This is a genomic window from Nocardioides sp. (genome assembly GCF_014360585.1).
Lineage (GTDB): Bacteria > Actinomycetota > Actinomycetes > Propionibacteriales > Nocardioidaceae > Nocardioides.
In genome coordinates, this window is sequence record NZ_JACIXG010000021.1 from 41,862 (window position 1) to 66,558 (window position 24,697).

Genomic DNA, 24,697 nt, shown 5'->3' on the forward strand with positions numbered 1-24,697 from the left:
CGAGCGGGCTCCGTTGCCGGGTGACACAATCGGCAGCGGCCCGATCGACCCCCCAAGGAGACTCCCATGCCCCAGACCCCGCTCGAACTGTTCGGCACCGAGGCCCTCATCGCCGAGGAGGACCGCGCGATCCGCGACACGGTGAGGACCTTCGTCGAGAAGGAGATCAAGCCTCACCTCGCCGACTGGTTCGAGGCCGGCGAGGTCCCGGTCCGTGAGCTCGCACCCGAGCTCGGCAGGCTGGGGGTCCTCGGGATGCACCTGGAGGGCTACGGCTGCGCCGGCACCAGCGCGACTGCCTACGGGCTGGCCTGCATGGAGCTCGAGGCGGCCGACTCCGGGATCCGCTCGCTGGTCTCCGTGCAGGGTTCGCTGGCGATGTTCGCGATCTGGAGGTGGGGGAGCGAGGAGCAGAAGCAGGAGTGGCTGCCGCGGATGGCCGCCGGGGAGGCGATCGGCTGCTTCGGGCTGACCGAGCCCGACTTCGGCTCCAACCCGGCCGGGATGCGCACGCGCGCCCGGCGCGATGCCTCGGGCGACTGGATCCTGTCCGGCACCAAGATGTGGATCACCAACGCACCGGTCGCCGACGTCGCGGTGGTGTGGGCCCAGACCGACGAGGCGACCGACGGCAAGGGGATCCGCGGCTTCGTGGTCCCCACCGACGCTCCTGGCTTCTCCGCGCCGGTCATCAAGCAGAAGCTGTCGCTGCGCGCCTCGGTCACCGGCGAGATCGTCCTGGACGAGGTACGCCTCCCGGCATCCGCCGCGTTCCCCGAGGTCAGGGGCTTGAAGGGCCCGCTGTCGTGCCTCAACGAGGCCCGGTTCGGCATCGTCTTCGGCGCCGTCGGCGCGGCCCGCGACTGCCTCGAGTCAGCCATCGCGTACGCCGCCTCCCGCGAGATCTACGACAAGCCGCTGGCCGGCTACCAGATCACCCAGACCAAGCTCGCCGACATGACCCTCGAGCTCGGCAAGTCGATGCTCCTCGCGCTGCAGCTGGGACGTCTGAAGGACGAGGGCGCCCTCCGTCCCGAGCAGATCTCGCTCGGCAAGCTCAACAACGTCCGTGAGGCGATCGCGATCGCCCGCGAGTGCCGCACCATTCTCGCGGCCGCCGGTGTGACTCTCGAGTACCCGATCATGCGCCACGCCAACAACCTCGAGTCGGTCCTGACGTACGAAGGCACCAGCGAGGTCCACCAGCTCATCATCGGCCAGGCGCTGACGGGGGAGTCCGCCTTCCGCTGACCCGGGCGAGGCGCTTCAGCCATCTCACACAGGTGGCCTGAGCCCTGAAAGAAATCTTTCTTTCAGGGCTCAGGACCCTTTCCGCGAGATGGAGTGGCGAGCGGTTGATCGCGATCACCACCGCGGACTGAGGAGTCCGATCAGTCGCGCGGCACCAGGAACGAGGCCCGCCAGATCTTGCGGTCCTTCTCCGAGACCATCCCGTGCTCGATGAGGTAGGGCATCATCTTCTCGCCCATCCAGGCCAGGGTGGCGCGGTAGTGCTCGTTGCCGAGCGCCTCGCGGCGGGCCGCCATCGGGTCGAGCCCGATGGCCGCGTAGCAGTCCGGGTGGACCAGCGAGCGGGCCATGACGTAGGCCGCTCGGGCGGTGAGGTTCTGGTGCAGCCGGAGCTGCGTACGCCCGATCTTCTGCGACATCGCCGCGGCGAGCTCCTCGCGGGCGAAGGTGACGTGGCGGGCCTCCTCGGTGACGTGGATGCGTGAGGCCATCCGGGTCAGCGGCTGGCAGCGCTCGTCCTTCATCAGCTCACGCTGCCACCGGTCGAGCGGCTCCTCGCCGACCAGGGTCGCGGAGAAGACGCTGGGCCCGTGCAGCAGCGGTGCGAACTTCCCGACGCGCAGGACGGCAGGGCGAGGACCGTACGCCGGTGCGCCCATCGCCGCGATCGCGCGGCCGAACATCACCGAGTGGCGGGTCTCGTCGCCGATCTCGGTCAACGCGTACTGGGTCCGTGCTGTGCGCGGATCCGCCCCGTAGACCTCACGAAGCAGCAGCTGCATCAGCAGCACCTCGAACCACAGGCCGACGCTCATGATGCTGGCGACCTCGTGCCGGGAGAGCTCGATCTGCTGCTCGGGGCTGAGCCGGTCCCAGGTCGGGGTGCCGTAGAGAGAGACGCGCTCGGGCTGCATCCACCACAGTCCCTCGACGGGCGCGGCCTCCCAGTCGAGATCGACCTCCGGGTCGTAGGACTGGCGCGCCGTGGAACGCAGGAGGCGGTCGGCGGTCGGGTCGGCGATGGTCATTCTTCTCCCCACTCAGCAGCTCGGTGCTGCGCATCCGAAATACGTGTTACCCAGAGTTACGGGTAGTTGCTAGAGTGCAGGACATGACACGGAAGGTCAAGGACGACGGCCGGTCCTCACGCTGGGACTCCCACCGCGAGATGAGACGGGCGGAGCTGGTCGCCGCCGCCGTACGTGCTGTCGACTCCGCCGGGGCCGAGGTCTCGATCGCGGACATCGCCACCGAGGCCGGGGTCAGCAAGCCGGTGCTCTACCGCTACTTCGCCGACAAGGCCGAGCTGCACGGCGCGGTCGGGATGTGGGCGGCGCGGCAGATCCTCGACGCCGTCGTCGAGGCCGTGCTCGCTCCCGCGCCGACCCGCCGGCGGGTCGAGGCCGGGGTCGCTGCGTACGTCGAGACCATCGCCGAGCATCCCAACGTCTACCTGCTCCTGGTGCGCCAGCACACCGGCGGCACCGACCCGCTCGCCGACGGCAAGCAGCTCATCGCCGCGACCTTCACGCGCCTGCTCGTCGACACCTTCGGCCGCCTCGGGCTCGACGCCGCCGGCGCCGAGCCGTGGGCGCACAGCTTCGTCGGGATCGGCGAGTCCGCGGGGCAGTGGTGGCTCGAGCGACGGACCATGTCGCGCGCCGCGTTCACCCGCTATCTCAGCGAGCTCGTCTGGCACGCGCTGGCGGGCACCACCGCCGAGTACGGCGTCGACCTGAGCGCCCTGGACCAACCCGAGATCGTCACCCCGCTCCGAAAGGGCCGCTCATGAGCACGCACGAGCCCCAGCACCTCTACGACGGCCACGCCCGCCTCGAGTCCGAGCACGGCGCCTGGGAGGTCGACGTCGCCCTCCGCGGCGCCTTCCAGCCGATCGACGGCCGCTTCCACTGGTACGGCCGGGTTGGCACAGCTCTCGAAGGCGTACGCAACGGCCAGACCGTCACCGTCCGCACCGACCACGGCGAAGCCGAAGGGCGGCTCTCCGACATCGACCCCTGGGGGCGGTTCCGGGTCTCGGGGACCGGTAGGCCGCCGTTCTGACCCGACCGGGACCGCCGCGGATCAGCGCACCAGCATGAACGTCGCCGCACTGATCCCGACGACGACGATCAGCGAGCGCAGCGCGGTGGCCGGGAGCCGCCGACCGATGCGCGCCCCGACGTACCCACCCACGACCGAGCCTGCGGCGAGCAGACCGACCGCCAGCCAGTCGAGGTCGGCGATCGCCACGAAGATGACGGTCGCGACCACGTTCGAAGCCATCACCGCGAACGTCTTGAGCGCGTTGACGGTGCGGAACTCCAGGTCGGTCCCGAAGCCGAGCACCGCCATCATCATCACCCCGGAGCCGGCGCCGAAGTAGCCGCCGTAGGCGCCGGTCAGCGTCGCGAACACCGCGGTGGCCCCGGAGACCCGCACCCGCGGCTCGGTGTCGGTGGCGTGCTGGCGCAGGAACCGGCTCAGCCGAGGCTGCACCCCGACGAGTACGCAGGTGCCGAGGATCAGCCACGGCACGACCGCCTCGAAGACCGATCCCGGCAACCACAGCAGAAGCAATGATCCGGCGACGCTGCCGCAACCCGCGGTGAGCAGCACGGCAGCGGTCACGCGCGGATGCTCGGCCAGCTCTCGCCGATAGCCGAAGGAGCCGCTGAGCCCGGCCGGCGTCATCCCGACCGTGTTGGAGGTGTTGGCCACGACCGGCGGCAGGCCCACCGCGACCAACACCGGAAAGCTGAGCAGCGACGCGACCCCCACCGTGGAGGTGAGGATGCCGGCCCCCAAGCCCGCGGCGAGCACCGCGAGCTGGTCAAGCCCTGTCATCAGTCGCGAAGCAGCGCGACGTCGCTGACCAGCATGACGTGCCCGTGCATCGCGGCCGCGGCGGCTTCGGCGTCGCCCGAGGCGATCGCGTCGGCGATCCTCTGGTGGCCGGCGAGGGAGGTCCGGGGGCGGTCGGGCTGGGAGAGCGACTCGATCCGGGTCTCGCGGATCAGCTCGCTGATCTCCGACATCATCTGCTCGAGCAGAGGGGAGTGGGCGGCCTCGGTGACCGCCCGATGGAAGAGCTCATCACCCTGTACGCCGCGACCGCCGCCGTCGACGTCGTCGGCCATCGCCCGCAGAGCCGCCTCGATCCGGTCGAGATCCTCCTGCGTACGCCGCTGCGCCGCCAAGGCGGCGAGCTTGGTCTCCAGTGCGTCGCGCGCCTCGATGACGTCGGGGATCCGCTCCGCATGCGCCCGGATCGCATCGGTGATGCGCTCGGCCCGAGGCTTGTCGGTCAGCACCGTCCCGTCGCCGTGCCGTACCGCGACGACACCGATCACCTCGAGGGCGACGAGGGCTTGGCTGAGCGTCGCGCGACTGACGCCGAGGCTGGTGGCGAGCTGTCTCTCCGGCGGCAGCCGGTCGCCGGCCTTCAGGTCGTTCTCCGAGATCCAGGCGGTGATCTGCTCCGCGACCTGCTCATAGAGGCGGGTTCGCTGCAGCGGACGTGGAAAGCGCGCGGACTCACTCATGGCTACAGGGTATTGACGTTCTCGCGATTGTCCTATTGGCTAGGCCACTGATCCGCCTGTGAGCCGAGTCACAAGCAGCGGTGTCGTTCGGGGGCCAACAGAAGGGAAGTCGGATGGGACCGGAATGGGTGGCGATCATCGCGTTGGTCGCCTTGTTCGTGGCCGGCACGCTGCTGCCGATCAACATGGGAGCTCTGGCCTACGTCGCGGCGTGGCTGGTCGGGATGTTCGCGCTGGACCTCTCCGAGAAGGAGATCCTGGCCGGGGTCAGCGCTGACCTGATCCTGACGCTGATAGGTGTCACCTATCTGTTCGCGATCGCGAGGAACAACGGCACGGTCGACCTGATCGTCAGCAGTGCGGTCCGGGCGGTGGGCGGCAGGGTCGCGCTCATCCCGTGGGTGATGTTCGGCGTGACCGCCCTGCTGACCGCCATGGGTGCCGCGAGCCCGGCGGCCTGCGCGATCATCGGGCCGGTGGCGCTCGGCTTCGCCGGCCGTTACAAGATCAACCCGCTGATGATGGGCATGTTCGTCGTGCACGGCGCTCAGGGCGGCGGCTTCTCGCCGATCAGCATCTACGGCACGATCACCAACTCGGTCATGGTCGACAACGGCCTGCCGGCCAGCGAGATGACGGTCTTCGTGACCAGCCTCGTGGTCAACCTGATCATGGCGACGATCCTGTTCTTCGCCCTCGGCGGACGGGCGCTGATGAGCATGCGGCTCGATCCCGGCGAGGCGGCCAACGCCGCCGCCGGCGTACCCGAGAGCCTGAACGAGGGTGGCGTCACCGTCCCCGCCCGCGGCTACGGCACCGTCGCCCCGACCGGGACCAAGCCCGGCATCCGCACCGAGCAGGTCTTGACCCTCGCCGCCTTCGTCATCGTCGCCGCCATCGCCCTGTTCTTCGACAAGAACATCGGTTTCGCCTCGATCACCGCCGCGACCGTCCTGGCGGCCCTCTCGCCGAGCCAGCACAAGGACGCGATCCGCCAGATCGCCTGGCCGACCGTCCTGCTGGTCGCCGGCGTCTCGACGTACGCCACGATCCTCAACACCGCCGGATCGCCGGAGTTCGTGGGGAACTGGGCCGCGGGCCTGGGCGCCGCGGCCATCGGTGCGCTCGTCCTCTGCTACGTCGGCGGCGTGGTCTCGGCGTTCGCCTCCTCGACGGCACTGCTCCCGATCATCATCCCGATCGCGGTGCCGCTGATCGCCGAGGGCGGGATCTCGGCAGCCCTGTTCGTGGCCGCGCTGGCGATCTCCTCGACGATCGTCGATGTGAGCCCGTTCTCCACCAACGGCGCGCTGATGCTGGCCAACCGGCCCGAGAGCATCACCGAGGAGCGCTACTACAAGCAGATCCTCGGCTACAGCGTGATCGTGGTGCTCCTCGGGCCCCTCCTGGTCTGGACCGCCCTGGTCCTCCCGGGGTGGTGACGCAGATGCGTGGACCGCTCGACGACATCGTCGTCCTCGACCTCTCCCGCGCTCTGGCCGGGCCGCACGCCGCGATGATGATGGGCGACCTCGGTGCTCGCGTCATCAAGGTGGAGGCGCCGGGCCACGGAGACGACACCCGGGGCTGGGGCCCGCCGTTCGTGGGCCAGGAGGGGCAGCGGGAGGCGACGTACTTCCTCTCGGCCAACCGCAACAAGGAGTCGATCACCCTCGACCTCAAGGACCCCGACGACAAGGACGTGCTGCTGCGCCTGGCCGACAAGGCCGACGTCCTCATCGAGAACTTCCGCACCGGCGTCCTGGAGCGGCTCGGGCTCGGCGTCGACGACCTCCAGGCTCGCAACCCTCGTCTCGTCGTGCTCTCGATCACCGGGTTCGGCCACGACGGCCCCGAGGGAGGGCGGTCCGGCTACGACCAGATCGCGCAGGGCGAGGCCGGCCTGATGTCGCTCACCGGCTCGGGCCCCGACGACCCCCAGCGGGTCGGTACGCCGATCGCCGACCTGCTGGCCGGGATGTACGGCGCCTACGGCGTGCTCGCCGCTCTGCACGAGCGGGAGCGCACCGGCCGCGGGACCGTCGTACGCACCTCGCTGCTCTCCGCTGTCGTCGGTGTCCACGGTTTCCAGGGCACTCGCTGGACCGTCGCCGGCGAGGTCGGCCGTTCGCAGGGCAACCATCACCCGAGCATCTCGCCGTACGGCCTGTTCCGCTGCGCCGACGGCACCGTGCAGATCGCGGTCGGGAGCGAGGGCCTGTGGCGGCGGTTCTGCAGCGCCTTCGACATCTCGCCGGACCGAGAGGGAATGGCGACCAATCCTGAGCGCGCCGCCAATCGGGAGAAGGTCGTCGAGCTCGTCGAGACGCTCTTCGCGCCGTGGCCTGCCGAGGAGCTGCTCACCAAGCTCGCCGAGGCCGGCGTCCCGGCCGGCAAGGTCCGCTCCCTGGACGAGGTCTATGCCTGGGAGCAGACCGCCAGCCAGGGCCTGCTGATCGACGTCGACCACGCCACCCTCGGTCACCTCACCCTCCCCGGACCGCCGCTGAGGTTCTTCACCGAGGGCGCCGAGGTGACGCCCACCGACCACGCCGCGCCACCCACCCTCGACCAGCACGGCTCCGGGCTGCGTAGGTGGGTGGCGGACCAGCCCTGAGCGCGGAGACGGAAGGGCACCCGGCTGAGATACTGCTCGCACCGCGTCTGCCACCGAGGAAAGGAGCCCGCTCATGACGGACTCTGCGAGCGACCTGGCTCCGCTCCGGCTGGGCACCGCCCGCGGCCGGTGGGTGCTGGCGACGACGGTGCTGGGCTCCGGGCTGGCGATGCTCGACTCGACCGTCGTCAACGTCGCCCTCGGCCGGATCGGGGAGGACCTCGACGCGGGGTTCTCGGGTCTGCAGTGGACGGTCAACGCCTACACGCTGAGCCTCGCGGCCCTGATCCTCCTCGGCGGTTCCCTCGGTGACCGGTTCGGTCGGCGGCGGATCTTCCTCATCGGCGTGGTGTGGTTCGCTGTCGCGTCGCTGCTGTGCGGGCTGGCTCCCGACATCCAGGTGCTGATCGCCGCGCGTGGGCTGCAGGGGGTCGGAGGTGCCCTGCTGACCCCGGGGAGCCTGGCGATCATCGCCGCGTCGTTCCACGGCGAGGACCGGTCCGCCGCCGTGGGCGCCTGGTCAGGTCTCAGCGGCATCGCCGCCGCGATCGGACCGCTCGTCGGCGGCTGGCTGGTGGAGATCAGCTGGCGGCTGGTCTTCCTCATCAACGTCCCCGTCGCGGTGCTCATCGTCATCGTCGCCGTGCGTCACGTCCCGGAGAGCCGAGACCCGGACGCCGCTGGCCGGCTCGACCTCACCGGCACGGTGCTGGCCGCGACCGGACTCGGCGCTCTCACCTTCGGGCTGACTCGGGCGGGCGAGGTCGGCTTCGCCGGCTCCGTGGCGGTGACCGTCGCCGCCGGAGTCGTCGCGCTGGTCACCTTCGTGGTCGTCGAGGCCCGCTCGGCCGATCCGTTGGTCCCGCTCGGGCTGTTCCGCAACCCCCAGTTCAGCGCAGCCAACGCCGTCACCCTGCTCGTGTACGCGCCCCTCGGAGTGATCTTCGTGCTGCTGGTCCTCCAGCTCCAGGTCGTCAGCGGCTGGTCGCCCCTCGAGGCCGGCTCGGCGCTGCTGCCGGTGACTGTGGTCATGCTGCTCTTCTCGGCCCGTGCGGGTGCGCTGGCACAACGCATCGGTCCGCGCCTGCCGATGACCCTCGGGCCCCTGCTGGCAGCCGGCGGCGTGCTCTGGATGGGGCGGATCGGCCCTCAGGCGTCGTACGTCCTCGACGTGCTGGCACCGGTCCTGCTGTTCGCCATCGGGCTCACGCTGCTGGTCTCGCCGTTGACCGCCACCGTGCTCGACGCCGCCGACGACCGGCACGTCGGCATCGCCTCCGGCGTCAACAACGCGGTGGCCCGGACCGCCGGGCTGCTGGCCGTCGCGGTCATCCCGGCGGCGGTCGGGATCGCAGGCGACGACTACACGAACCCGCGGACCTTCGACGACGGCTACGGCGCGGCGATGCTCATCAACGCCGGCCTCCTGATCCTCGGTGCGGCGCTCGCAGCGGTGTTCGTGCGGCGACCGCTCGCCGCCGAACCCGAGCCTGATTCCGAGGAGGACCGAGTGCACATCGAGACCTGTGCGCACTGCGGTGTCACCGGGACCCAGCTGCACCCGGCCGACCACGACCGCTGAGAACGGTCTGACGGTCGGGCGGACGAAGGTCCTGGGGTGGCATGACCTGAGGAGCATCGGGTTACCGGACCCACCGTGAATTCCCCGTGGTGGCGTGAGGCCGTGACCTACCAGATCTATCCACGTTCGTTCGCCGATGCAGACGGGGACGGCACCGGTGACCTTGCCGGCATCACCTCGCGGATGGACTACCTGGCCGATCTCGGCATCGACGCGATCTGGCTCTCGCCGTTCTATCCCTCGCCGCAGTACGACTACGGATACGACGTCTCCGACGCCCGCGACGTGGACCCCGTCTTCGGAACGCTCGAGGACGCCGAGGACCTGCTCGAGAAGGCGCACGAGCTCGGCATGAAGGTGATCATCGACCTGATCCCCAACCACACCTCATCGAGTCACCCGTGGTTCATCGACGCCCTCGCTGCCGGCCCCGGGTCGCCCGAGCGTGATCGCTACCTGTTCTGCGACGGCCGCGGGCCCAACGGCGACGAGCCGCCGACCAACTGGAGATCCGTCTTCGGTCAGCCGGCGTGGACGCGGGTCGACGACGGGCAGTGGTATCTGCACATGTTCGACCGGGAGGAGCCCGATCTGAACTGGCGCCACCCCGAGGTGATCGAGGAGTTCCGTTCGGTGCTGCGGTGGTGGCTGGACCGGGGCGTCGACGGGTTCCGCGTCGACGTCGCCCACGGCCTGGTCAAGGCCCTGCGCGACCAGCGTGTCCCGGAGGGAGGAGAGCCCAACTCCGACCCGGCGGTGATGTACGAGATCGGCGTCGACGACGATCCGATGTGGGACCATCCGGACGTCCACGAGATCTACCGGGACTGGCACAAGGTCGTCTCGTCCTACCCCGGCGAGCGGATGCTGATCGCCGAGGCGTGGACCCGGGCACCGGGCGACCTGCGTGGCTACCTGCGCGCCGACGAGTTCGAGCAGGCGTTCAACTTCCGGTGGCTGCAGTCGCATTGGTCGGCGAGCGAGTTCACCGACGCGATCGTGTCCACGCTGGAGGCGCTGAACCCTTCGCGTGCCTGGCCCACGTGGGTTCTCTCCAACCACGACGCGATGCGACACCGGACGCGCTACGGCGACGGTGCGCAGGCGCTCGCCCGGGCCCGGGCAGCGACGCTGATGATGCTGGCACTGCCAGGAGCGGCGTACCTCTATCAGGGCGAGGAGCTCGGGCTGCCGCACGTTCAGCTGCCTCCGGAGCAGCAGCTGGATCCATGGGCCGAGGGCGGGAACGGCCGCGACGGCTGCCGGGTGCCGTTGCCGTGGAGCGGTGAGGCTCCGCCCTTCGGCTTCGGGCCCGGCGACGGGCAGCCCTGGCTGCCGCAGCCGTACCAGTGGGCGGACCTGACCGTGGCGGCGCAGACCGGACGGCCCGGGTCGACCCTGGAGTTCTACCGGTCGGCGCTCGCGGCCCGTCGCCGCTACGCCCACGGTGACAAGGAGGTGAAGTTCCTCGATGTGCCCAAGGACGTCATCGCGTTCCGACGCGGCCGGCTGACCGTCGTCATCAACTGCGGCGCGAAGCCCACGCCGCTGCCCCGTGGTGACGTGCTCATCTGCAGCGGTGAGCCGCTCGCCTCCGAGCTTCCGCCGGACACCGCGGCCTGGCTGCTCAGCGACGAGTGAGGACGAAAGCAGATCCCGGGCCGGTGGGCCCGGGCTCGTGTGCGTGGTCGCCGCCGGATCAGCGCCGGTAGACCCGCGCCTCCCACGGCGAGAGCACCGGGCCGCCGCCACTCCCGATCACGAGCTCACCGCGGCACTCCTCGACGAGCCCACCCAGGTCTGCCTCCGCTCCGCTGAAGTTCGCGAGCACGACCAGCTGACCGCTCTCGTGACGACGGCGGAAGGCGAAGACCTGCGGGTGGCTGTCGCTCAGCAGGGTGAAGTCGCCGTCGGCGACGATCGGATCCTCGTGCCGCAACCGGATCAACCGCCGGTAGTGCGAGAGCACCGAGTCCGGGTCGTCGATCTGAGCTGCGACGTTGATCTCGGTGTGGTTCGGGTTGACCGCGAGCCAGGGCGTCCCGGTGGTGAAGCCGGCCCCGGGGGAGTCGTCCCACTGCATCGGCGTACGCCCGTTGTCGCGGCACATCGCCCGCAGCGACGCCATCACGTCCTCAGGCTCCAGACCCGCGGCGATCGCTTCGTGGTAGTAGTTCACCGCCTCCACGTCGTCGACCTCGTCGATGGAGTCGAACGGGTAGTTCGTCATGCCGATCTCGTCGCCCTGGTAGACGTACGGCGTGCCGCGCTGCAGGTGCAGGACGGTCGCGAGCAGCTTGGCCGACTCGGTTCGCCAGCGGTCGTCGTCGCCGTATCGCGACACGATCCTCGGCTGGTCGTGGTTGTCCCAGTAGAGGCTGTTCCAGCCCACGTCCGCCAGGCCCTCCTGCCAGGCCGCGAGCCGATCACGAAGACGACCGAGGTCAAAGGGGCGTACGTCCCACTTAAAGGCGCCGTGATCGATCTCGACATGCTCGTAGTGCAGGACCATGTCGAGCTCGCGGCGTGCCGGGTCGGTGTACTTCCGTCCTTCCTCGACCGTCGTCTCGCCCGTCTCACCGACCAGCAGCAGGTCGCGGTCGTACCGGTCGAAGACCTCCCGGTGCATCTCGGCGAGGAACTCGTGCACGCGCGGCCCGTCGATCACCGACTCGCGCATGTTGCCGTAGCGCTGCCCTGGCATGACCGGCGCATCCGGCAGCTCGGGGTCCTTGGAGATCAGGTTCACCACGTCCATGCGGAAGCCGTCGACACCGCGGTCCAGCCACCAGCGCATGATCTCGTAGACCGCCTGCCTCACCTCGGGGTTCTCCCAGTTCAGGTCCGGCTGCTTCTTGGTGAACAGGTGCATGTAGTACGCGGCCATGCCCTCGCAGTACGTCCACGCCGGGCCGGAGAAGAACGACCCCCAGTTGTTGGGCTCCTCGCGCCACCAGTACCAGTCGCGCTTGGCGCTGTCGGGGCTCGCGCTCGACTCCACGAACCAGGGATGCTCGTCGGAGGTGTGGTTCGCGACGAGGTCCATCACCAGCTTCATCCCGCGGCGGTGGACCTCGGCGATCAGCTCGTCGAGCTCCGCGAGCGTGCCGTAGGTCGGGTCGACGTCGTGGTAGTCGCTGACGTCGTAGCCGTTGTCGGCCATCGGCGAGGGGTAGACGGGGGAGATCCAGAGAACGTCGACACCGAGCCACTCGAGGTGGTCGAGACGCTCCCTGATGCCGCGCAGATCGCCCACGCCGTCGCCGTTCCCGTCGGCGAAGCTGCGCGGATAGACCTGGTAGACGACGGCGGAGCGCCACCAGCCCGGCCCGGTACGTCCTGTGGGATCGGTGACGGTCGCCGGCATGCGACTTCCTTCAGTCGGTGTCGGGTGGGTCATCGCATCTCCTGCTTCGCGGTCGTTACCTGTCCCAGCGAGCGGTAACCGGGTCGGACGCCGCACATACACCGCCCAGACCGGCGCTAGCGTGTACGTATGGCAATGATTCACGAGTACGCAGTCTCGGTGGAGTGGACGGGCAACCGTGGCACCGGAACGAGCGGCTACCGCGACTACAGCCGAGACCACGTCGTACGCATCGAAGGACTACCCGACATCCTCGGCTCCGCCGACCGGACCTTCCGCGGTGACGCCGGCCGGCACAACCCGGAGCAGCTGCTGCTGACAGCGCTGGCGCAGTGCCACATGCTGTCGTACCTGCATCAGGCGGCGAAGGTCGGTGTGGTCGTCGTCGACTACCAGGACGCGGCGACCGCCACCATGGAGACACAGGGGAGCGGCGGCCGGTTCATCCAGGCTGTGCTGCGCCCGGTCGTCACCGTCGCAGACGCAGAGATGGTCGAGGCCGCGACCTCGGCGCATCACCAGGCCCACCTGGACTGCTTCATCGCCAACAGCGTGAGCTTCCCGGTCGAGATCGAGCCCACGGTCATCGTCGGCGGACTGACCCGGTAGCCCCCTCTTCCGGGGGTATGTCGTCGTCGAGGCGGCGACGATGATGACCGCCATGACTGGATCGACCCCGACCGACGCCCTGCTCGACGCCCGGGACGCGCTGATCGCCCAGCGCACCGCCTACACCGAGGCTCTCGACACGTTCCGCTGGCCCGACGTCGGGGCGAGCTTCAACTTCGCCCACGACTGGTTCGACCCGATGGCGCGGGGCAACGACGCTCCGGGGCTGGTGATCGCCGAGGCCGACGGGTCGCGGGCCGCGTACTCCTTCGACGAGCTGGCGCGGCGCTCGGACGCGGTCGCGCGCTACCTCGGGCGTCTCGGCGTCGGACGCGGTGACAGCGTGATCGTGATGCTCGGCAACCAGGTCGAGCTATGGGAGACGATGCTCGCGGCGATGAAGGTCGGCGCCGTCCTGATGCCGACGACGACGGCGGTCGGCACCGCCGAGCTGGTGGACCGGCTCGCCCGCGGCCGGGCGAAGGCGGTGGTCTGCAACGCCGAGGACACGGGCAAGTTCGACGGCGTCCCCGGCGACCATGTCCGGATCTGTGTGGGGGAGCAGGAGGGCTGGAACGGGTACGCCGCAGCGGCGGCCGAGAGCCAGGAGCCCGTCGAACACCCCGGCAACGCCACTAGCGACGCGCTGCTCCTCTACTTCACCAGCGGCACCACCAGCCGCCCGAAGCTGGTCGAGCACACCCACTACACCTACCCGGTGGGACACCTGTCGACGATGTACTGGCTGGGCCTCCGTCCCGGCGACGTGCACATGAACATCTCCAGCCCCGGCTGGGCCAAGCACGCGTGGTCGAACTTCTTCGCGCCCTGGCTCGCCGGCGCGACCGTCTTCGTCCTCAACTACGCGCGCTTCGACGCTGCCACCCTGCTGCAGCGCATCCGGGAGGAGCACGTCACCAGCATGTGTGCCCCGCCCACCGTGTGGCGGATGCTCATCCAGGCCGACCTCACCGGCGGCTGCGGCTCGCTGCGTGAGGCGATCAGTGCGGGGGAGCCGCTCAACCCCGAGGTGATCAGCCAGATCCGGCAGGCGTGGGGCCTGACCATCCGGGACGGTTTCGGGCAGACAGAGATGACCGCGACGGTCGCCAACAGCCCAGGCCAGCCGGTCCGGCCCGGCTCGATGGGACGGCCGCTGCCGGGCGTCCCGGTCGTGCTGGTCGACCCGGTCGAGGGGATCGTGATCGAGGGACCGGGGGAGGGCGAGCTCTGCCTTGATCTGGGCCTCGATCTCTCCGCACGACCCGCCACGCTGATGACCGCCTACCGCGACGACGAGAAGCGCACCGCCGACGCGATGCGCGGCGGCTTCTTCCACACCGGTGACGTCGCCAGCCGCGACGAGGACGGCTACATCACCTACGTCGGCCGCACCGACGACGTCTTCAAGGCCTCCGACTACAAGGTCTCGCCCTTCGAGCTGGAGTCGGTCCTGATCGAGCACCCCGCGGTGGCCGAGGCGGCGGTCGTCCCGGCACCGGACCCCGTGCGGCTCGCCGTCCCCAAGGCGTACGTCTCGCTCACCGCCGGCCACGAGCCGACCGCCGAGACCGCCCGGGCCATCCTCGAGTTCGCCCGCGACCACCTCCCGCCCTACCTGCGGGTGCGGCGCCTGGAGTTCTTCGACCTGCCCAAGACGATCTCGGGCAAGATCCGGCGCGTCGAGCTCCGTGCCCGCGAGCAGGAGGTCGTCGACCAGGGGCCGGCGGGGGAGCACCGTTACGAGGACTTCTTCCCCCGCAGCCAGCGGTGAAGTGGAGTTGCCCACGACGCGATCAGGGGCTGAGGGCACTATGGCCCGGGACCAGCGACCTTGCCGCCGTCATCACGGCGGGGCAACGATCGAGATGTGACGAACGAAGCGCGCGGCCGCCGACGGTCCAGCTGGACGATGAGCGAAGTGGTCGTGCTGCTGGATGTCGCCGCCAAAGTGCTGCTCCTGCTGTCCATCGTCCGTGTCGGACTCGATCCGACGTGGGGCAATCTGGAGGGAAAGGCTCCGATCGCCAGGGCAGTCACCTATCCGCTGCTCGCGTTCGCGATCCCTCTCGTCTGGCTGGTGCGTCGCCATCAGGGGGCGTATCCCTGGACCGCGGACCTGCTCATCACGCTGGTCTGTTTCAACGACGTCCTCGGCAACCGCCTGGACCTCTACGACGCCATCGTGTGGTTCGACGACGCCAGCCACTTCTTCGCCACCGGTCAGCTCAGCGCAGCTGCGGTCTTGCTCACCCTTCACCGCGGCACCTTCGGACAGGTGCTCGAGCGCGCGGTAGCAGTCGGGATGACGATTGCGCTGGCTTGGGAGGTGTTCGAGTACTTCTCGTTCGTCACCACGTCCTCTGAGCTCCAGTGGGCCTACCGCGACACGATCGGCGACCTGACGCTCGGGTGGCTCGGTTCGGTCGCTGCGGCGGCCGTCATCGCGGCGTACTGGCACTTCACCGAGTCACCTCCGGGCGCGAGCCGAGAAGCCGTCAGGGGCGAACGGTCAGGCACTGCGTACTGATGCCGAAGGGACCGCGCTCGTCGTGGAGCACGGACGTGGTCACCCCGGCGCCCTCCGGGCCGAACGAGACGGTCGTGTCGAGTCCCAGCCAGCCCGGCGCCGGGGCTCGGAACAGGTGCGCCGTCAGGTCGAGGTTGGGGAAGCTGACGTCCTTCGGGTCGACCCGGACGGCGATGCCGTTGGTGATGTCGAGCAGCCCAGCGACCTGCGCCAACCGGCTCACGCCCTCGTCGGCGACCAGGGCGTGCGGCGTACGCACCCAGGCCTGCGCCCGTCCCGGGTCGAGGTCGCGACGGCGCACCTCGACCGAGGCGATGAAGCCTCCGGCCCACAGCGTCGTCATGTCCCAGGCCGGCACCTCGTCCGGTGCGGGCATCGCCACGTGGTGGGTTCCTTCGAGGTCAGCCGTCGCGTAGCCGGCGGTCAGCCAGGCGCGGAGGAGCACGACGGGACGGCCGGCGTGGCTGGCGCGGGCCTCGACGAGCTCGATCGTGCGGCCGCGCCGGAGCACGGTGATCTCCACTGCGACAGGCTCGAGCGGGATGGTCCCGAGGATGTCGTAGCTGAGCCGGCTGATCCGCAGGCCGCCGGCGCCGCGGCGGGCGTCGTGCTCGCGTTCGACCTCGTGCGCGAGCACGCCGAGCAGAGTGGCGATGTGTTGAGTCTCCAGGTCCCAGGCGCCGCCGACGTGCCGTGATGGAGTGAACGTGCTCGGACCAGTCCGATGCCAATAACTCATCGACACCTCAGAGGCCGAGCCGAGCGACGCTCTGCTCGCGCATGTCGATCTTGCGGACCTTGCCGGTCACCGTCATCGGGAACTCGTCGACGACCAGCACATAGCGCGGCGTCTTGTAGTGGGCGAGCTTCCCGCTGGCGAAGGCTCGGACCGCCTCCGCATCGAGCGGCTCTGCGCCGGGACGCATCCGGATCCAGGCGCAGAGCTCCTCGCCGTACCTCTCGTCGGGAACGCCCACGACCTGGGCCTCGGCGATGTCGGGGTGGGTGAAGAGGAACTCCTCGATCTCACGTGGGTAGATGTTCTCCCCGCCGCGGATGACCATGTCCTTGATCCGGCCCACGACCACGCAGTAGCCGTCCTCGCGCATGACCGCCAGGTCGCCGGTGTGCATCCAGCCGTCGGCGTCGATCGCTTCGGCGGTCTTCGTCTCATCGTCCCAGTAGCCGAGCATCACCGAGTAGCCGCGGGTGCAGAACTCGCCCGCCGTGCCGCGGGGGACCACCTCGCCGGTGACCGGGTCGACGATCTTGATCTCGACGTGCGGGGCGGCCCGGCCGATCGTCTCGGTGCGCCGCTCGAGGTCGTCGTCGGTGCGGGTCTGGCAGGAGACCGGGGAGGTCTCGGTCATGCCGTACGCGATCGCGACCTCGCTCATGTGCATCTCGCTGACACACCGCTTCATGACCTCGACCGGGCAGAGCGCGCCGGCCATGATCCCCGTACGCAGCGTGGAGAGGTCGTAGGACTCGAAGCCAGGATCGTCCTGCATCGCGATGAACATCGTCGGCACCCCGTACAGCGCCGTGCATCTCTCGTCCTGGACGGTCTGCAGCGTCGTGGCCGGGTCGAAGCCGGGGCCCGGGATGACCATCGTCGCGCCGTGGGTGGTGCAGCCGAGGTTCGCCATCACCATGCCGAAGCAGTGGTAGAACGGCACCGGGATGCAGAGCCGGTCCTGTTCGGTGAAGTGGATCGTCTCGGTGACGAAGAAGCCGTTGTTCAAGATGTTGCGGTGCGACAGCGTCGCGCCCTTCGGGAAGCCCGTGGTCCCGGAGGTGTACTGGATGTTGATCGCGTCGTCCGGATCGAGCGGGTAGCCGACGTGGTCGGCCAGCCGCTCGCCACGACCGGTGGCCAGCAGCGCGTCCCACTCCGGGGTGCCCAGGAAGATCGTTTGCTCGAGCGCGCCGCACTCGCCCTCCACCTCGCGGACGAGCGAGACGTAGTCGCTGGTCTTGAACGCCGTCGCGCTGATCAGCAGCCGAACTCCGGACTGGTTGAGCGCGTAGGCGAGCTCGTGCGTGCGGTAGGCGGGGTTGATGTTGACCAGGATCGCCCCGATCTTGGCCGTGGCGAACTGGACCATCGTCCACTCGGCGCAGTTGGGCGCCCAGATGCCGACGCGGTCGCCCTTGCCGATGCCCGCCTTGCGCAGGCCGACCGCGAGGGCGTCGACGTCGGTGTTCAGCTCCGCGTAGGTCCAGCGCCGGCCGGTGGCTGCCTCGACGAGCGCCTCGCGGTCTCCATGAAGGGCGACGATGCGCTCGAAGTTGGCTCCGATCGTCTCCTCGAGCAGCGGAACGTCGGTGCTGCCACGGGCCGACGATGCGGTGATGGATGAGGTCTCGGTCATGCCGCGAGCATGACCGAGACCGTGGTGGCTGCCACACCCCCGAAGGAGGGTGAGTCGGCGGCGGGTCAGGTGAGCGCCGGCTCCGCATCCAGCTCCACGCGACTGGTCTCCTTGGCGATCAGCAGGCAGACGACGCTCAGCAGAGCAAGAGCGGTGAGGAAGTACGCGATCCCGTCGGTGCCCCACCGGGACAACAGGTCCTCTGCGATGACGAGCGGGACGGCGCCGCCGAGGATCCCGGCGATGTTGTAGCCCAAGCCCGCCCCCGTGTAGCGGTACCTGGCCTGGAACGTCTCGGGCAGGAACGCCGCGATCGGACCATAGTTGAGGCCGAGGACGCAGAGCAGCAGGCTGTTGCCGAGGGCGAAGCTGACGAAGCTGCCGGGCTCCATGACGCCGAAGGAGAGCGGCCCGGCGACGACACCGAAACCAGCGCCGATGAGCAGGACCGCACGCCGGCCGAACACGTCGGAGAGCAACGCCGAGACGATGACGGTCACGCTCATCGCGAAGGCCGCGATGATGACGCCGAGCAGTGCCTGGCTCATGCTCAGGCCGAGCGTGCCGACCGCGTAGGCGACCATGAAGCTGGCGCCGGTGTAGAAGGCGCCGAAGACGATCGCCATGATGCCGCCGCCGAGCAGAACCTGTCGCCACTGGTCCCGGATGCAGCCGAGAAACGGCAGTGCGCTGCGGGTGCCGGCCGACTGCACCTTCTTGAACGACGGGGTCTCGGCGATGCTCAGCCGGACCCAGAGGCCGACGCCGACCAGGACGGCGCTGGCCAGGAACGGGATCCGCCAGCCCCAGGTCGCGAACGCCTCGGGAGCCATCAGGCTGAAAGTGACGAGCATCGCGCCGGCGGCGAGGATCAGTCCGAGGCTGGGACCGAGCTGGGGGAACATGCTGTAGCGCCCGCGCTGGCCGTGGGCGGCGTACTCGGTGGTGAGGAGGGCCGCGCCGGCCCACTCGCCGCCGAGGGCGATGCCCTGGAAGGCGCGCAGCACCACCAGGATCACGACGGCGCTCTTGCCGATCGAGTCCGCGCTCGGGAGGAGCCCGATCGCGAACGTCGATGCGCCCATGATCATCAGCGTCGTGATCAGGGTGGCCTTGCGGCCGATCCGGTCGCCGTAGTGGCCGAAGAGGATCGCGCCGAGCGGCCGGAAGACGAACGCGACACCGAAGGTCGCGATCGACGCCATGGTGCCTTCTGGGCCGCCCATGGACGGGAAGAAGACGGCGTTGAACACCAGCGCCGCGGCGAGGCCGTAGATGAGGAAGTCGTAGAACTCGATGGTGGTGCCGGTCAGTGATGCCGTCGCGACGCGGCGCATGGTGCGCCCGTCGACCTCGGCTCGGGTAGCCGCGATTTGGGCCATGATCGTGCCTCCTGCTCGGTGGGTGAACCGAGTGTTGGGGCAGTCACAACCTCTCCGATACCCCCTGAAGGATGCCCTCGAAAGAGGGGGCACGCCCCTTGTTGCCTGTGATGGTCGTCACTTACGCTCATCGCCATGAGCACCAGCGCGATCGCCCCCGAGGCGCCGTACGACGGGTCCAGGATCGCCCAGACACTGGCGTCGTTCCGCGCCGCGTCGGGGCTGGATCTCGCCTTCGGTGGCCCGGTCCGCGGCGACGGCACCGCCATCGACATCACCGCGACCTGTGGTGCGAAGGGCAGTGCGCTGCGCGGTCTGCGGGTCGTCAACGGTGAAGGCCTGGGCGGGAAGACCCTGCAGACCCGTCAGCCCGGCTCCGTCGACCACTACTACACCGCTCGCGGGATCACCCACCTCTACGACACCGCCGTCGCTCAGGAGCAGATCCAGACCGTCGCCGCCCTGCCGATCCTGGTCGACCGGACACCGCGCATGCTCGTCTACCTCGCCTCCCGCTCGCAGGTCGGCCTCGGCGGCGTCTGGTTCGACGCGCTGCGTCCGCTGGTCCGCACCCTCGAGCGGGAGATCCTGATCGACGACGAGGTCCGCAACCGGCTCTCCCGGCTGGCGCCCGCGCCGTCGCCGGCTCCGAGCTCGGTCGAGACCGCCACGAAGCGTGATCTGGCCGAGCGTAGGGAGATGGCGGCCGAGCTCACCGACCTGGCCGGCCAGGTGGCCGATCCCGAGGTCCGCAGCCGCCTCGAATCCATGGTCCGACGGCTCACCGCCGCGCCGGGGGAGAGGAAGCCCGCTCAGCTGGCTCCCGCCGTACGCCTGGCCGCGCGCGAGCTCGACGTCCTTCGCCAGGTGGCGCTCGGGAACAGCAACCGGGAGGCCGCCGAGGCGCTCGGGATCGTGGAGAGCACGGTGAAGTCCTACCTGAAGAGCGCCACCCGCAAGCTCAACGCCAACAACCGCGTCCACGCCGTCCGGGTGGCGCGCGAAGCCGGTCTGATCGACTGACCTGGCCGAGCAGGTGCCGCCACCGTCAGCGCAGCAGGGTTCGCATCGCGTCGCGGGCCTCGTCGTACGCCGCCTGGCGACCTCCTGCTGAGACCGACACGAGCATGCCCTCGTAGACCAGGTGGCAGGCCGTGCCGACGACCTCGGGGTCGCCGACGCCTGCCTCGGCGGCGAGGCGGACGAAGAGGTCGCGAGCCTGGGTCTTGCCGGTGCGTACGACCTCGGCGCCGGGATGGTCGGTGTTGCCGATCTCGGCGTAGGCGTTGATGTAGGAACACCCGCGCAGGCTGCCGGCGCGCCATGACCGCTCGGCATCGATCATGGTGAGCACCCGCTCGGGCCCCTCGGCGGGGTGGCTGGTGAGCCAGTCGGCGATGAAGGTGTGCCAGAGGTCGCCACGCCGCGAGAGGTACGCAGCCACCAGGCCGTCCTTGGATCCGAAGCGGTCGTAGATGGTCTTTTTCGTGGTCTCCGCCTTGAGCGCGATCAGGTCGACGCCGACTGCGCGGATGCCGCGCTCGTAGAAGAGGGCGCTGGCCACGTCGAGGATTCGGCGACCGGTGGGAGTGTCGGGGTTGGGTATTCGCTTCACCGTGAATCTCCTTCTCTCAGGACACTGAGAGTATACCGACCGGTATGGTTACCTGCCAGCATGCGCCGAGTCCTGCTCACCCTGACCCTCTTCGCTGCTCTTGTGCTGTCCTGGAGCTCCGGTTTCATCGGGGCCACCATGGCCGCCGCTGCCGGTGCGCCTGCCGAGACCACGATGCTGTGGCGCTACCTCTTGACCGCAGTGCCGCTCGTGACGATCGCGATCGCGCGACAGCGCCGTCTGACCGCGACCTTCCTCTGGCGCGAAGGGATAGTCGGTCTGCTGTGCCACGCGATCTACGTCTACGGGGCCTACCAGGCGGCCGCACTCGGCGTGCCGACCGGTACGAACGCCCTGGTCGCATCCCTCCAGCCGCTGCTCGTCGCCTTGGCGGCAACGGTGCTGGCCGGTCGCGTGCTGTCGCTGCGTACGCTGCTCGGGCTCGCGGCGGGCCTGGCGGGCGTCGCGCTCGTGGCCGGCAACGACCTCGGCGCAGGCACGCAGGGGGCGGCGCTCGGCCTGGCAGTGGCCGGGTTCGGGATGGTGGCGCTCTCGGCCGGAACGCTGCTCGGCGAACGGTTGGGCACCGGCGCAGACGTGCTGGACCGGCTCACGGTCCATGTCGTGGTCACTCTCGGCTTCACCACGCTGGTCGCTGTGCCCTCAGGGCGATGGCGACCACCTGTCGACCCGGCGTTCTGGTGGGCCCAGGTGTTCATCGTGCTGGTCACGGTGACGGCCTACGTGCTCTACCTGGTCGTGCTGGAACGCCACGGATCGGTCCCGGTCAGCGCCTTGCTCTATCTGACCCCAGGCATCGCGGCCGCGCTGGCCTGGCCCGCCTTCGGTGAGACACTGGCGCCGATCGCGCTCGCCGGATTCGTGCTCAGCGCGGTCGGGGTGGTCGCAGTCCTGGGTCCGGCACGGCGACGCCGCGCCGCCACGCACGATCCCTCCTCACGTACGCTCGCGGGGTGGCCACCATCGGAGTCATCGCCAGCGCTGCCGGCGGAGTTGAGCGCCTCTGCGACGAGCTGGTCACCCCGCTGCTCGACGCGGGACATCAGGTGCCGGTGACCCTGACGCCGACGGCGTTCGGCTGGCTCAGCGCGAACGGGGAGGCCGACCGGATCGAGGCCGCCACCGGGTTCCCGGTGCGGGGGACGAGCCGACTCCCGTGGGAGCCGCGCCCGCACCCGGACCTGGACGTCATCGTCGTTGCGCCCGCGACCTTCAACACCACCGCCAAGATCGCCCTGGGCCTGGCCGACAACCAGGCGATGACGGTCGTCACCGAGGTGCTCGCGACCGTGCCGGTGGTGCTCTTCCCGCTGATCAACGCCGCCCACGCCGCACACCCCGCCTGGGCCTCTCACCTGGCGGCGCTCCGCGCTGCCGGAGTGCACCTCATCGAGGGCCCCGACCTCTGGCCCCTCCACCCGCCGCGCCAGATGCCCCGGGATCAGGCCCTGCCGTGGGGCGCGATCGTCGAGGCAACTCAGCAGGCTGTAGATGGCTACTAGTACGCCGCCCCAGATTGCATCACCAATCTGGGGACAAGCGTCTCGATTCGGATTGGACTCCGGCAGCGGCTCCCCACTCTCGTACATAGCTGCCCCTAATCGTCGACTGCACCTCGCCATCCCGAGCTGCGGTCCACCGGGACCGAGACTCACCCCGCTGCCACGACGCCGACCTCGAATCCTGAGCAGGGTCAGGAGATCGTTACGGGTCGCCCCCTCCGGTGATCGACTTCGGCGCATTGGCCTTGTTGCGTTCCAGGAACAGCGCGCCGACTGGCGCTGGAAGGACGTTGCGGTACAGCGCGAGCGGGATTACTGAGATGGCCGGCCACTTCGGTGCCGCCGCGAGGCCAGCACTCTCGATGAGGGCGCCCATCTTCGAGATCATGTCGTCTATCACCTGACGGTCGAGCGTGTCCGGGGAGAGTTGGTCAAACCTCCGGCCGATGTCCTCCAACTCGTTCATGAGCTGGTCCTGGGTCTTATCGCGTTCAGTTGGGATGCGCGCGATCTGGACCACCGCAGTAACCTCGGTCGGATCGGCTCCCATCCGGTTGAGGAGCAGGTCCCGCGAGAGCGCCTTGAATCCGTGGTCGTGAGGGATCGTCCCGACGAATGCGTCCCTAGGGTCGACTGTCGGGCGAATATTGAGTGTGATCTCGTTGCCGTAGATCGCCTCGATCAACTTGAGGATGCCCTCGAACTCGGCGTCCTCGGTGTCACCGAACGCCTCCAATCTACGGAAGGTCCCGACGAGATAGTGCGGGTCGATGAGGATGGTGGGGGCAGTGACACGGAGCAGCATCCCTGGCTTGATTAGATTACGGACCTGACCTCGAAGCCAGCTCTTAGGCCGGCGGGCCTTGTCGTCGGGGTCCTCGGACACGTCGCGGAGGAGCCCGAGACTGTACGCGGCTTCCTCGAGCATGGAGGTGTGGAGGTCGGCGAGGGCTAGCTTCTCACTTTCGGCGTCGTCTCGCCCGCGCTCGCCGCGAAGAATCGTCACGTTCGCCTGGAGCTTCGAACTGCGGGATTGCTTGGTCTCCTGCTCGGTGGGCAGGCCGTCGTACATCTGCGCTAGGAGACTGGTGACGCGGTCGGTGTCGACGTAGATGTATTCGCGTACGTCGGGGATATCGGATCCCGGGAGGTTGTTCGGCATGGTGGTTCCCACAGGTGGATGGCGGTTGTTGGAGGAGGGTGTCCAACTCCTACCAGACGACACCGCCATCTGGGCACCTCAATAATCCGGGCACTTACCCGATGACGTAGCGCAGCCAGGATGACCCTGGTGGGTCGGCGTGGGCCGATCAGTCCCGTTTGCTCGTGTCGCTCCCAGTCGGAATACTCCACTGGTTGACACTCGCCCGCGCGACCGCCTCTGCGGCGAACTCGACGTCATCCAACTACGTCGACGAGCAGCGACGGACAACCGCCATGCTGGTGCGGATGGAGCAGCGGGTCGCCGACCTGGAAAGTCCATGAATCGGAAACGCAAGCAGGACGAGGGGAACCCGCGCGAAGCAGGGCGTAGGCAAGGCCGTCTCGTCTGGATCCCGCGTCTGGACTCGATCGGAGATGGGAAAGTTGAGGCAGTTTCCTCACCCAATTCAGGGATGACGGCGCCGTCTCATGAACCCCTTCCGTGCCGACTGCGAGCCTTCCAGGCGACGAGGTCGACCAACGGCGGTTGACCCACAACAGAAAGCAGAAGTTCGTGGAGATACAGCGGGAGACACTACGGGACATCGCTGGAGGCCTGAAGGACGAAGGCACCAAGCCGCCGATCCACGTCGCCTGGGCGGTCACAAGCCTGGTCGGCGACGTCGTCCCCGATGCACTCAGCGGTCACCGTACCGACGGCGACGACGGGACCACCTGGAACGCTTTCGCATGGGTTGGCGACCGTGTCGTAACGGTGACTGCCTCGGCCAAGGTCGCCGGCTGGGGCTTTGATGCACCCAACGGACACACCGAGCCCGACTCTATGACCGCTCGCGCTCGCCGCGTCGCCGACATCACCGGAATCGACGTCACCGAGGCCCGCGGCGCAGGGTGGGACTCACGCGACATCCACAACTGGACGGTGACCTGGCGCCTTCAGTTCGCCGATGGAGACTCGTTCGACCTCCACCACGACTCGATGTACAAGAGCGAGGGCATCGTGCGCATGCTCCTCGACAAGCTGATGTGAGCGCTCCTGGCAGACGCTAAGGCGCCAGGAGAGGGCCCTTCTCGACTCCCCGGGCCTCCGCCACACAAGCATTGCCAGCGCCAACGACGCGAAAGCGAAGGACCCTC

The 24,697-nt window shown here is 69.1% G+C and carries 23 protein-coding genes; 14 read left to right on the forward strand and 9 right to left on the reverse strand.

Features of this window, described 5'->3' with window-relative positions:
- Window positions 1-66: 66 nt before the first annotated feature.
- Window positions 67-1,251, forward strand: coding sequence for an acyl-CoA dehydrogenase family protein (locus H5T77_RS09330; protein WP_292648066.1), 1,185 nt, complete (start codon window positions 67-69; stop codon window positions 1,249-1,251).
- 140 nt (window positions 1,252-1,391) lie between these two features.
- On the opposite strand, the gene H5T77_RS09335 is transcribed toward H5T77_RS09330, so the two are convergent.
- On the reverse strand, window positions 1,392-2,279 hold the full coding sequence (locus H5T77_RS09335; protein WP_292648067.1) for an AurF N-oxygenase family protein: 888 nt from the start codon (window positions 2,277-2,279) through the stop codon (window positions 1,392-1,394).
- Between the two features lie 83 nt (window positions 2,280-2,362).
- On the opposite strand from H5T77_RS09335, the gene H5T77_RS09340 reads away from it, so the two are divergent.
- Both H5T77_RS09340 and H5T77_RS09345 read left to right on the forward strand, forming a co-directional pair.
- Window positions 2,363-3,043, forward strand: a complete 681-nt coding sequence (locus H5T77_RS09340) for a TetR/AcrR family transcriptional regulator (RefSeq protein ID WP_292648068.1) — start codon at window positions 2,363-2,365, stop codon at window positions 3,041-3,043.
- Window positions 3,040-3,315 carry a DUF4873 domain-containing protein gene (locus H5T77_RS09345; RefSeq protein ID WP_292648069.1) on the forward strand — a complete coding sequence of 92 codons (276 nt, stop codon included), beginning with the start codon at window positions 3,040-3,042 and terminating at the stop codon, window positions 3,313-3,315. The genes H5T77_RS09340 and H5T77_RS09345 overlap by 4 nt, the downstream gene beginning before the upstream one ends.
- A gap of 21 nt (window positions 3,316-3,336) precedes the next feature.
- Here the strand turns inward: H5T77_RS09345 and H5T77_RS09350 are convergent, their stop codons facing one another.
- The gene (locus tag H5T77_RS09350) at window positions 3,337-4,098 is read right to left on the reverse strand and encodes a sulfite exporter TauE/SafE family protein (RefSeq protein ID WP_292648071.1); all 762 of its coding nucleotides are present in this window, start codon (window positions 4,096-4,098) and stop codon (window positions 3,337-3,339) included.
- Window positions 4,098-4,796, reverse strand: coding sequence for a FadR/GntR family transcriptional regulator (locus H5T77_RS09355; RefSeq protein WP_292648073.1), 699 nt, complete (start codon window positions 4,794-4,796; stop codon window positions 4,098-4,100). The genes H5T77_RS09350 and H5T77_RS09355 overlap by 1 nt, the downstream gene beginning before the upstream one ends.
- A 113-nt stretch (window positions 4,797-4,909) precedes the next feature.
- On the opposite strand from H5T77_RS09355, the gene H5T77_RS09360 reads away from it, so the two are divergent.
- From H5T77_RS09360 to H5T77_RS09375, 4 genes are all read left to right on the forward strand, one after another.
- Window positions 4,910-6,238, forward strand: a complete 1,329-nt coding sequence (locus H5T77_RS09360; RefSeq protein WP_292648075.1) for an SLC13 family permease — start codon at window positions 4,910-4,912, stop codon at window positions 6,236-6,238.
- 5 nt (window positions 6,239-6,243) lie between these two features.
- Window positions 6,244-7,413, forward strand: a complete 1,170-nt coding sequence (locus H5T77_RS09365; protein WP_292648077.1) for a CaiB/BaiF CoA transferase family protein — start codon at window positions 6,244-6,246, stop codon at window positions 7,411-7,413.
- A 73-nt stretch (window positions 7,414-7,486) separates the two neighbouring features.
- Entirely contained in the window at window positions 7,487-8,995 is a 1,509-nt protein-coding gene (locus H5T77_RS09370) for an MFS transporter (protein WP_292648079.1), read from the forward strand.
- Window positions 8,996-9,097: 102 nt separating this feature from the next.
- Window positions 9,098-10,636, forward strand: coding sequence for a glycoside hydrolase family 13 protein (locus H5T77_RS09375; RefSeq protein ID WP_292648081.1), 1,539 nt, complete (start codon window positions 9,098-9,100; stop codon window positions 10,634-10,636).
- A 58-nt stretch (window positions 10,637-10,694) separates the two neighbouring features.
- Here the strand turns inward: H5T77_RS09375 and H5T77_RS09380 are convergent, their stop codons facing one another.
- Window positions 10,695-12,362 carry an alpha-glucosidase gene (locus tag H5T77_RS09380; RefSeq protein WP_292648082.1) on the reverse strand — a complete coding sequence of 556 codons (1,668 nt, stop codon included), beginning with the start codon at window positions 12,360-12,362 and terminating at the stop codon, window positions 10,695-10,697.
- A gap of 129 nt (window positions 12,363-12,491) precedes the next feature.
- Between H5T77_RS09380 and H5T77_RS09385 the strand changes: the two genes are divergently transcribed.
- The 3 genes from H5T77_RS09385 (at window position 12,492) to H5T77_RS09395 (ending at window position 15,501) form a co-directional block, all read left to right on the forward strand.
- A complete protein-coding gene (locus H5T77_RS09385; RefSeq protein WP_292648084.1) occupies window positions 12,492-12,971 on the forward strand; it encodes an OsmC family protein in 480 nt (159 codons plus the stop codon).
- A gap of 52 nt (window positions 12,972-13,023) precedes the next feature.
- Complete coding sequence (locus H5T77_RS09390; RefSeq protein ID WP_292648086.1) at window positions 13,024-14,745, forward strand: AMP-binding protein; 1,722 nt, start codon at window positions 13,024-13,026, stop codon at window positions 14,743-14,745.
- 138 nt (window positions 14,746-14,883) lie between these two features.
- Window positions 14,884-15,501: a DUF2238 domain-containing protein gene (locus H5T77_RS09395; RefSeq protein ID WP_292648089.1), complete on the forward strand. Its 618-nt coding sequence runs from the start codon at window positions 14,884-14,886 to the stop codon at window positions 15,499-15,501.
- On the opposite strand, the gene H5T77_RS09400 is transcribed toward H5T77_RS09395, so the two are convergent.
- From H5T77_RS09400 to H5T77_RS09410, 3 genes are all read right to left on the reverse strand, one after another.
- Window positions 15,470-16,240, reverse strand: a complete 771-nt coding sequence (locus H5T77_RS09400) for a thioesterase family protein (RefSeq protein ID WP_292648093.1) — start codon at window positions 16,238-16,240, stop codon at window positions 15,470-15,472. The genes H5T77_RS09395 and H5T77_RS09400 overlap by 32 nt on opposite strands.
- Window positions 16,241-16,247: 7 nt before the next feature.
- Window positions 16,248-17,876, reverse strand: coding sequence for an AMP-binding protein (locus tag H5T77_RS09405; RefSeq protein ID WP_292648096.1), 1,629 nt, complete (start codon window positions 17,874-17,876; stop codon window positions 16,248-16,250).
- Between the two features lie 65 nt (window positions 17,877-17,941).
- Entirely contained in the window at window positions 17,942-19,258 is a 1,317-nt protein-coding gene (locus H5T77_RS09410) for an MFS transporter (RefSeq protein WP_292648099.1), read from the reverse strand.
- A gap of 135 nt (window positions 19,259-19,393) precedes the next feature.
- Here H5T77_RS09410 and H5T77_RS09415 point away from each other — a divergent pair, with 135 nt between their 5' ends.
- On the forward strand, window positions 19,394-20,281 hold the full coding sequence (locus H5T77_RS09415) for a helix-turn-helix transcriptional regulator (protein WP_292648101.1): 888 nt from the start codon (window positions 19,394-19,396) through the stop codon (window positions 20,279-20,281).
- A gap of 25 nt (window positions 20,282-20,306) precedes the next feature.
- Here H5T77_RS09415 and H5T77_RS09420 read toward each other — a convergent pair whose 3' ends face one another.
- Window positions 20,307-20,873: a TetR/AcrR family transcriptional regulator gene (locus tag H5T77_RS09420; protein WP_292648103.1), complete on the reverse strand. Its 567-nt coding sequence runs from the start codon at window positions 20,871-20,873 to the stop codon at window positions 20,307-20,309.
- Between the two features lie 60 nt (window positions 20,874-20,933).
- On the opposite strand from H5T77_RS09420, the gene H5T77_RS09425 reads away from it, so the two are divergent.
- Together H5T77_RS09425 and H5T77_RS09430 are read left to right on the forward strand one after the other, a co-directional pair.
- Window positions 20,934-21,950, forward strand: a complete 1,017-nt coding sequence (locus H5T77_RS09425; RefSeq protein WP_292648105.1) for a DMT family transporter — start codon at window positions 20,934-20,936, stop codon at window positions 21,948-21,950.
- Complete coding sequence (locus tag H5T77_RS09430) at window positions 21,848-22,396, forward strand: flavoprotein (protein WP_292648107.1); 549 nt, start codon at window positions 21,848-21,850, stop codon at window positions 22,394-22,396. Before H5T77_RS09425 ends, H5T77_RS09430 begins: the two co-directional genes overlap by 103 nt.
- Before the next feature lie 202 nt (window positions 22,397-22,598).
- Here the strand turns inward: H5T77_RS09430 and H5T77_RS09435 are convergent, their stop codons facing one another.
- Window positions 22,599-23,558: a DUF6414 family protein gene (locus H5T77_RS09435; RefSeq protein WP_292648109.1), complete on the reverse strand. Its 960-nt coding sequence runs from the start codon at window positions 23,556-23,558 to the stop codon at window positions 22,599-22,601.
- 528 nt (window positions 23,559-24,086) lie between these two features.
- On the opposite strand from H5T77_RS09435, the gene H5T77_RS09440 reads away from it, so the two are divergent.
- A complete protein-coding gene (locus H5T77_RS09440) occupies window positions 24,087-24,590 on the forward strand; it encodes a hypothetical protein (RefSeq protein WP_292648110.1) in 504 nt (167 codons plus the stop codon).
- Window positions 24,591-24,697: the final 107 nt, after the last annotated feature.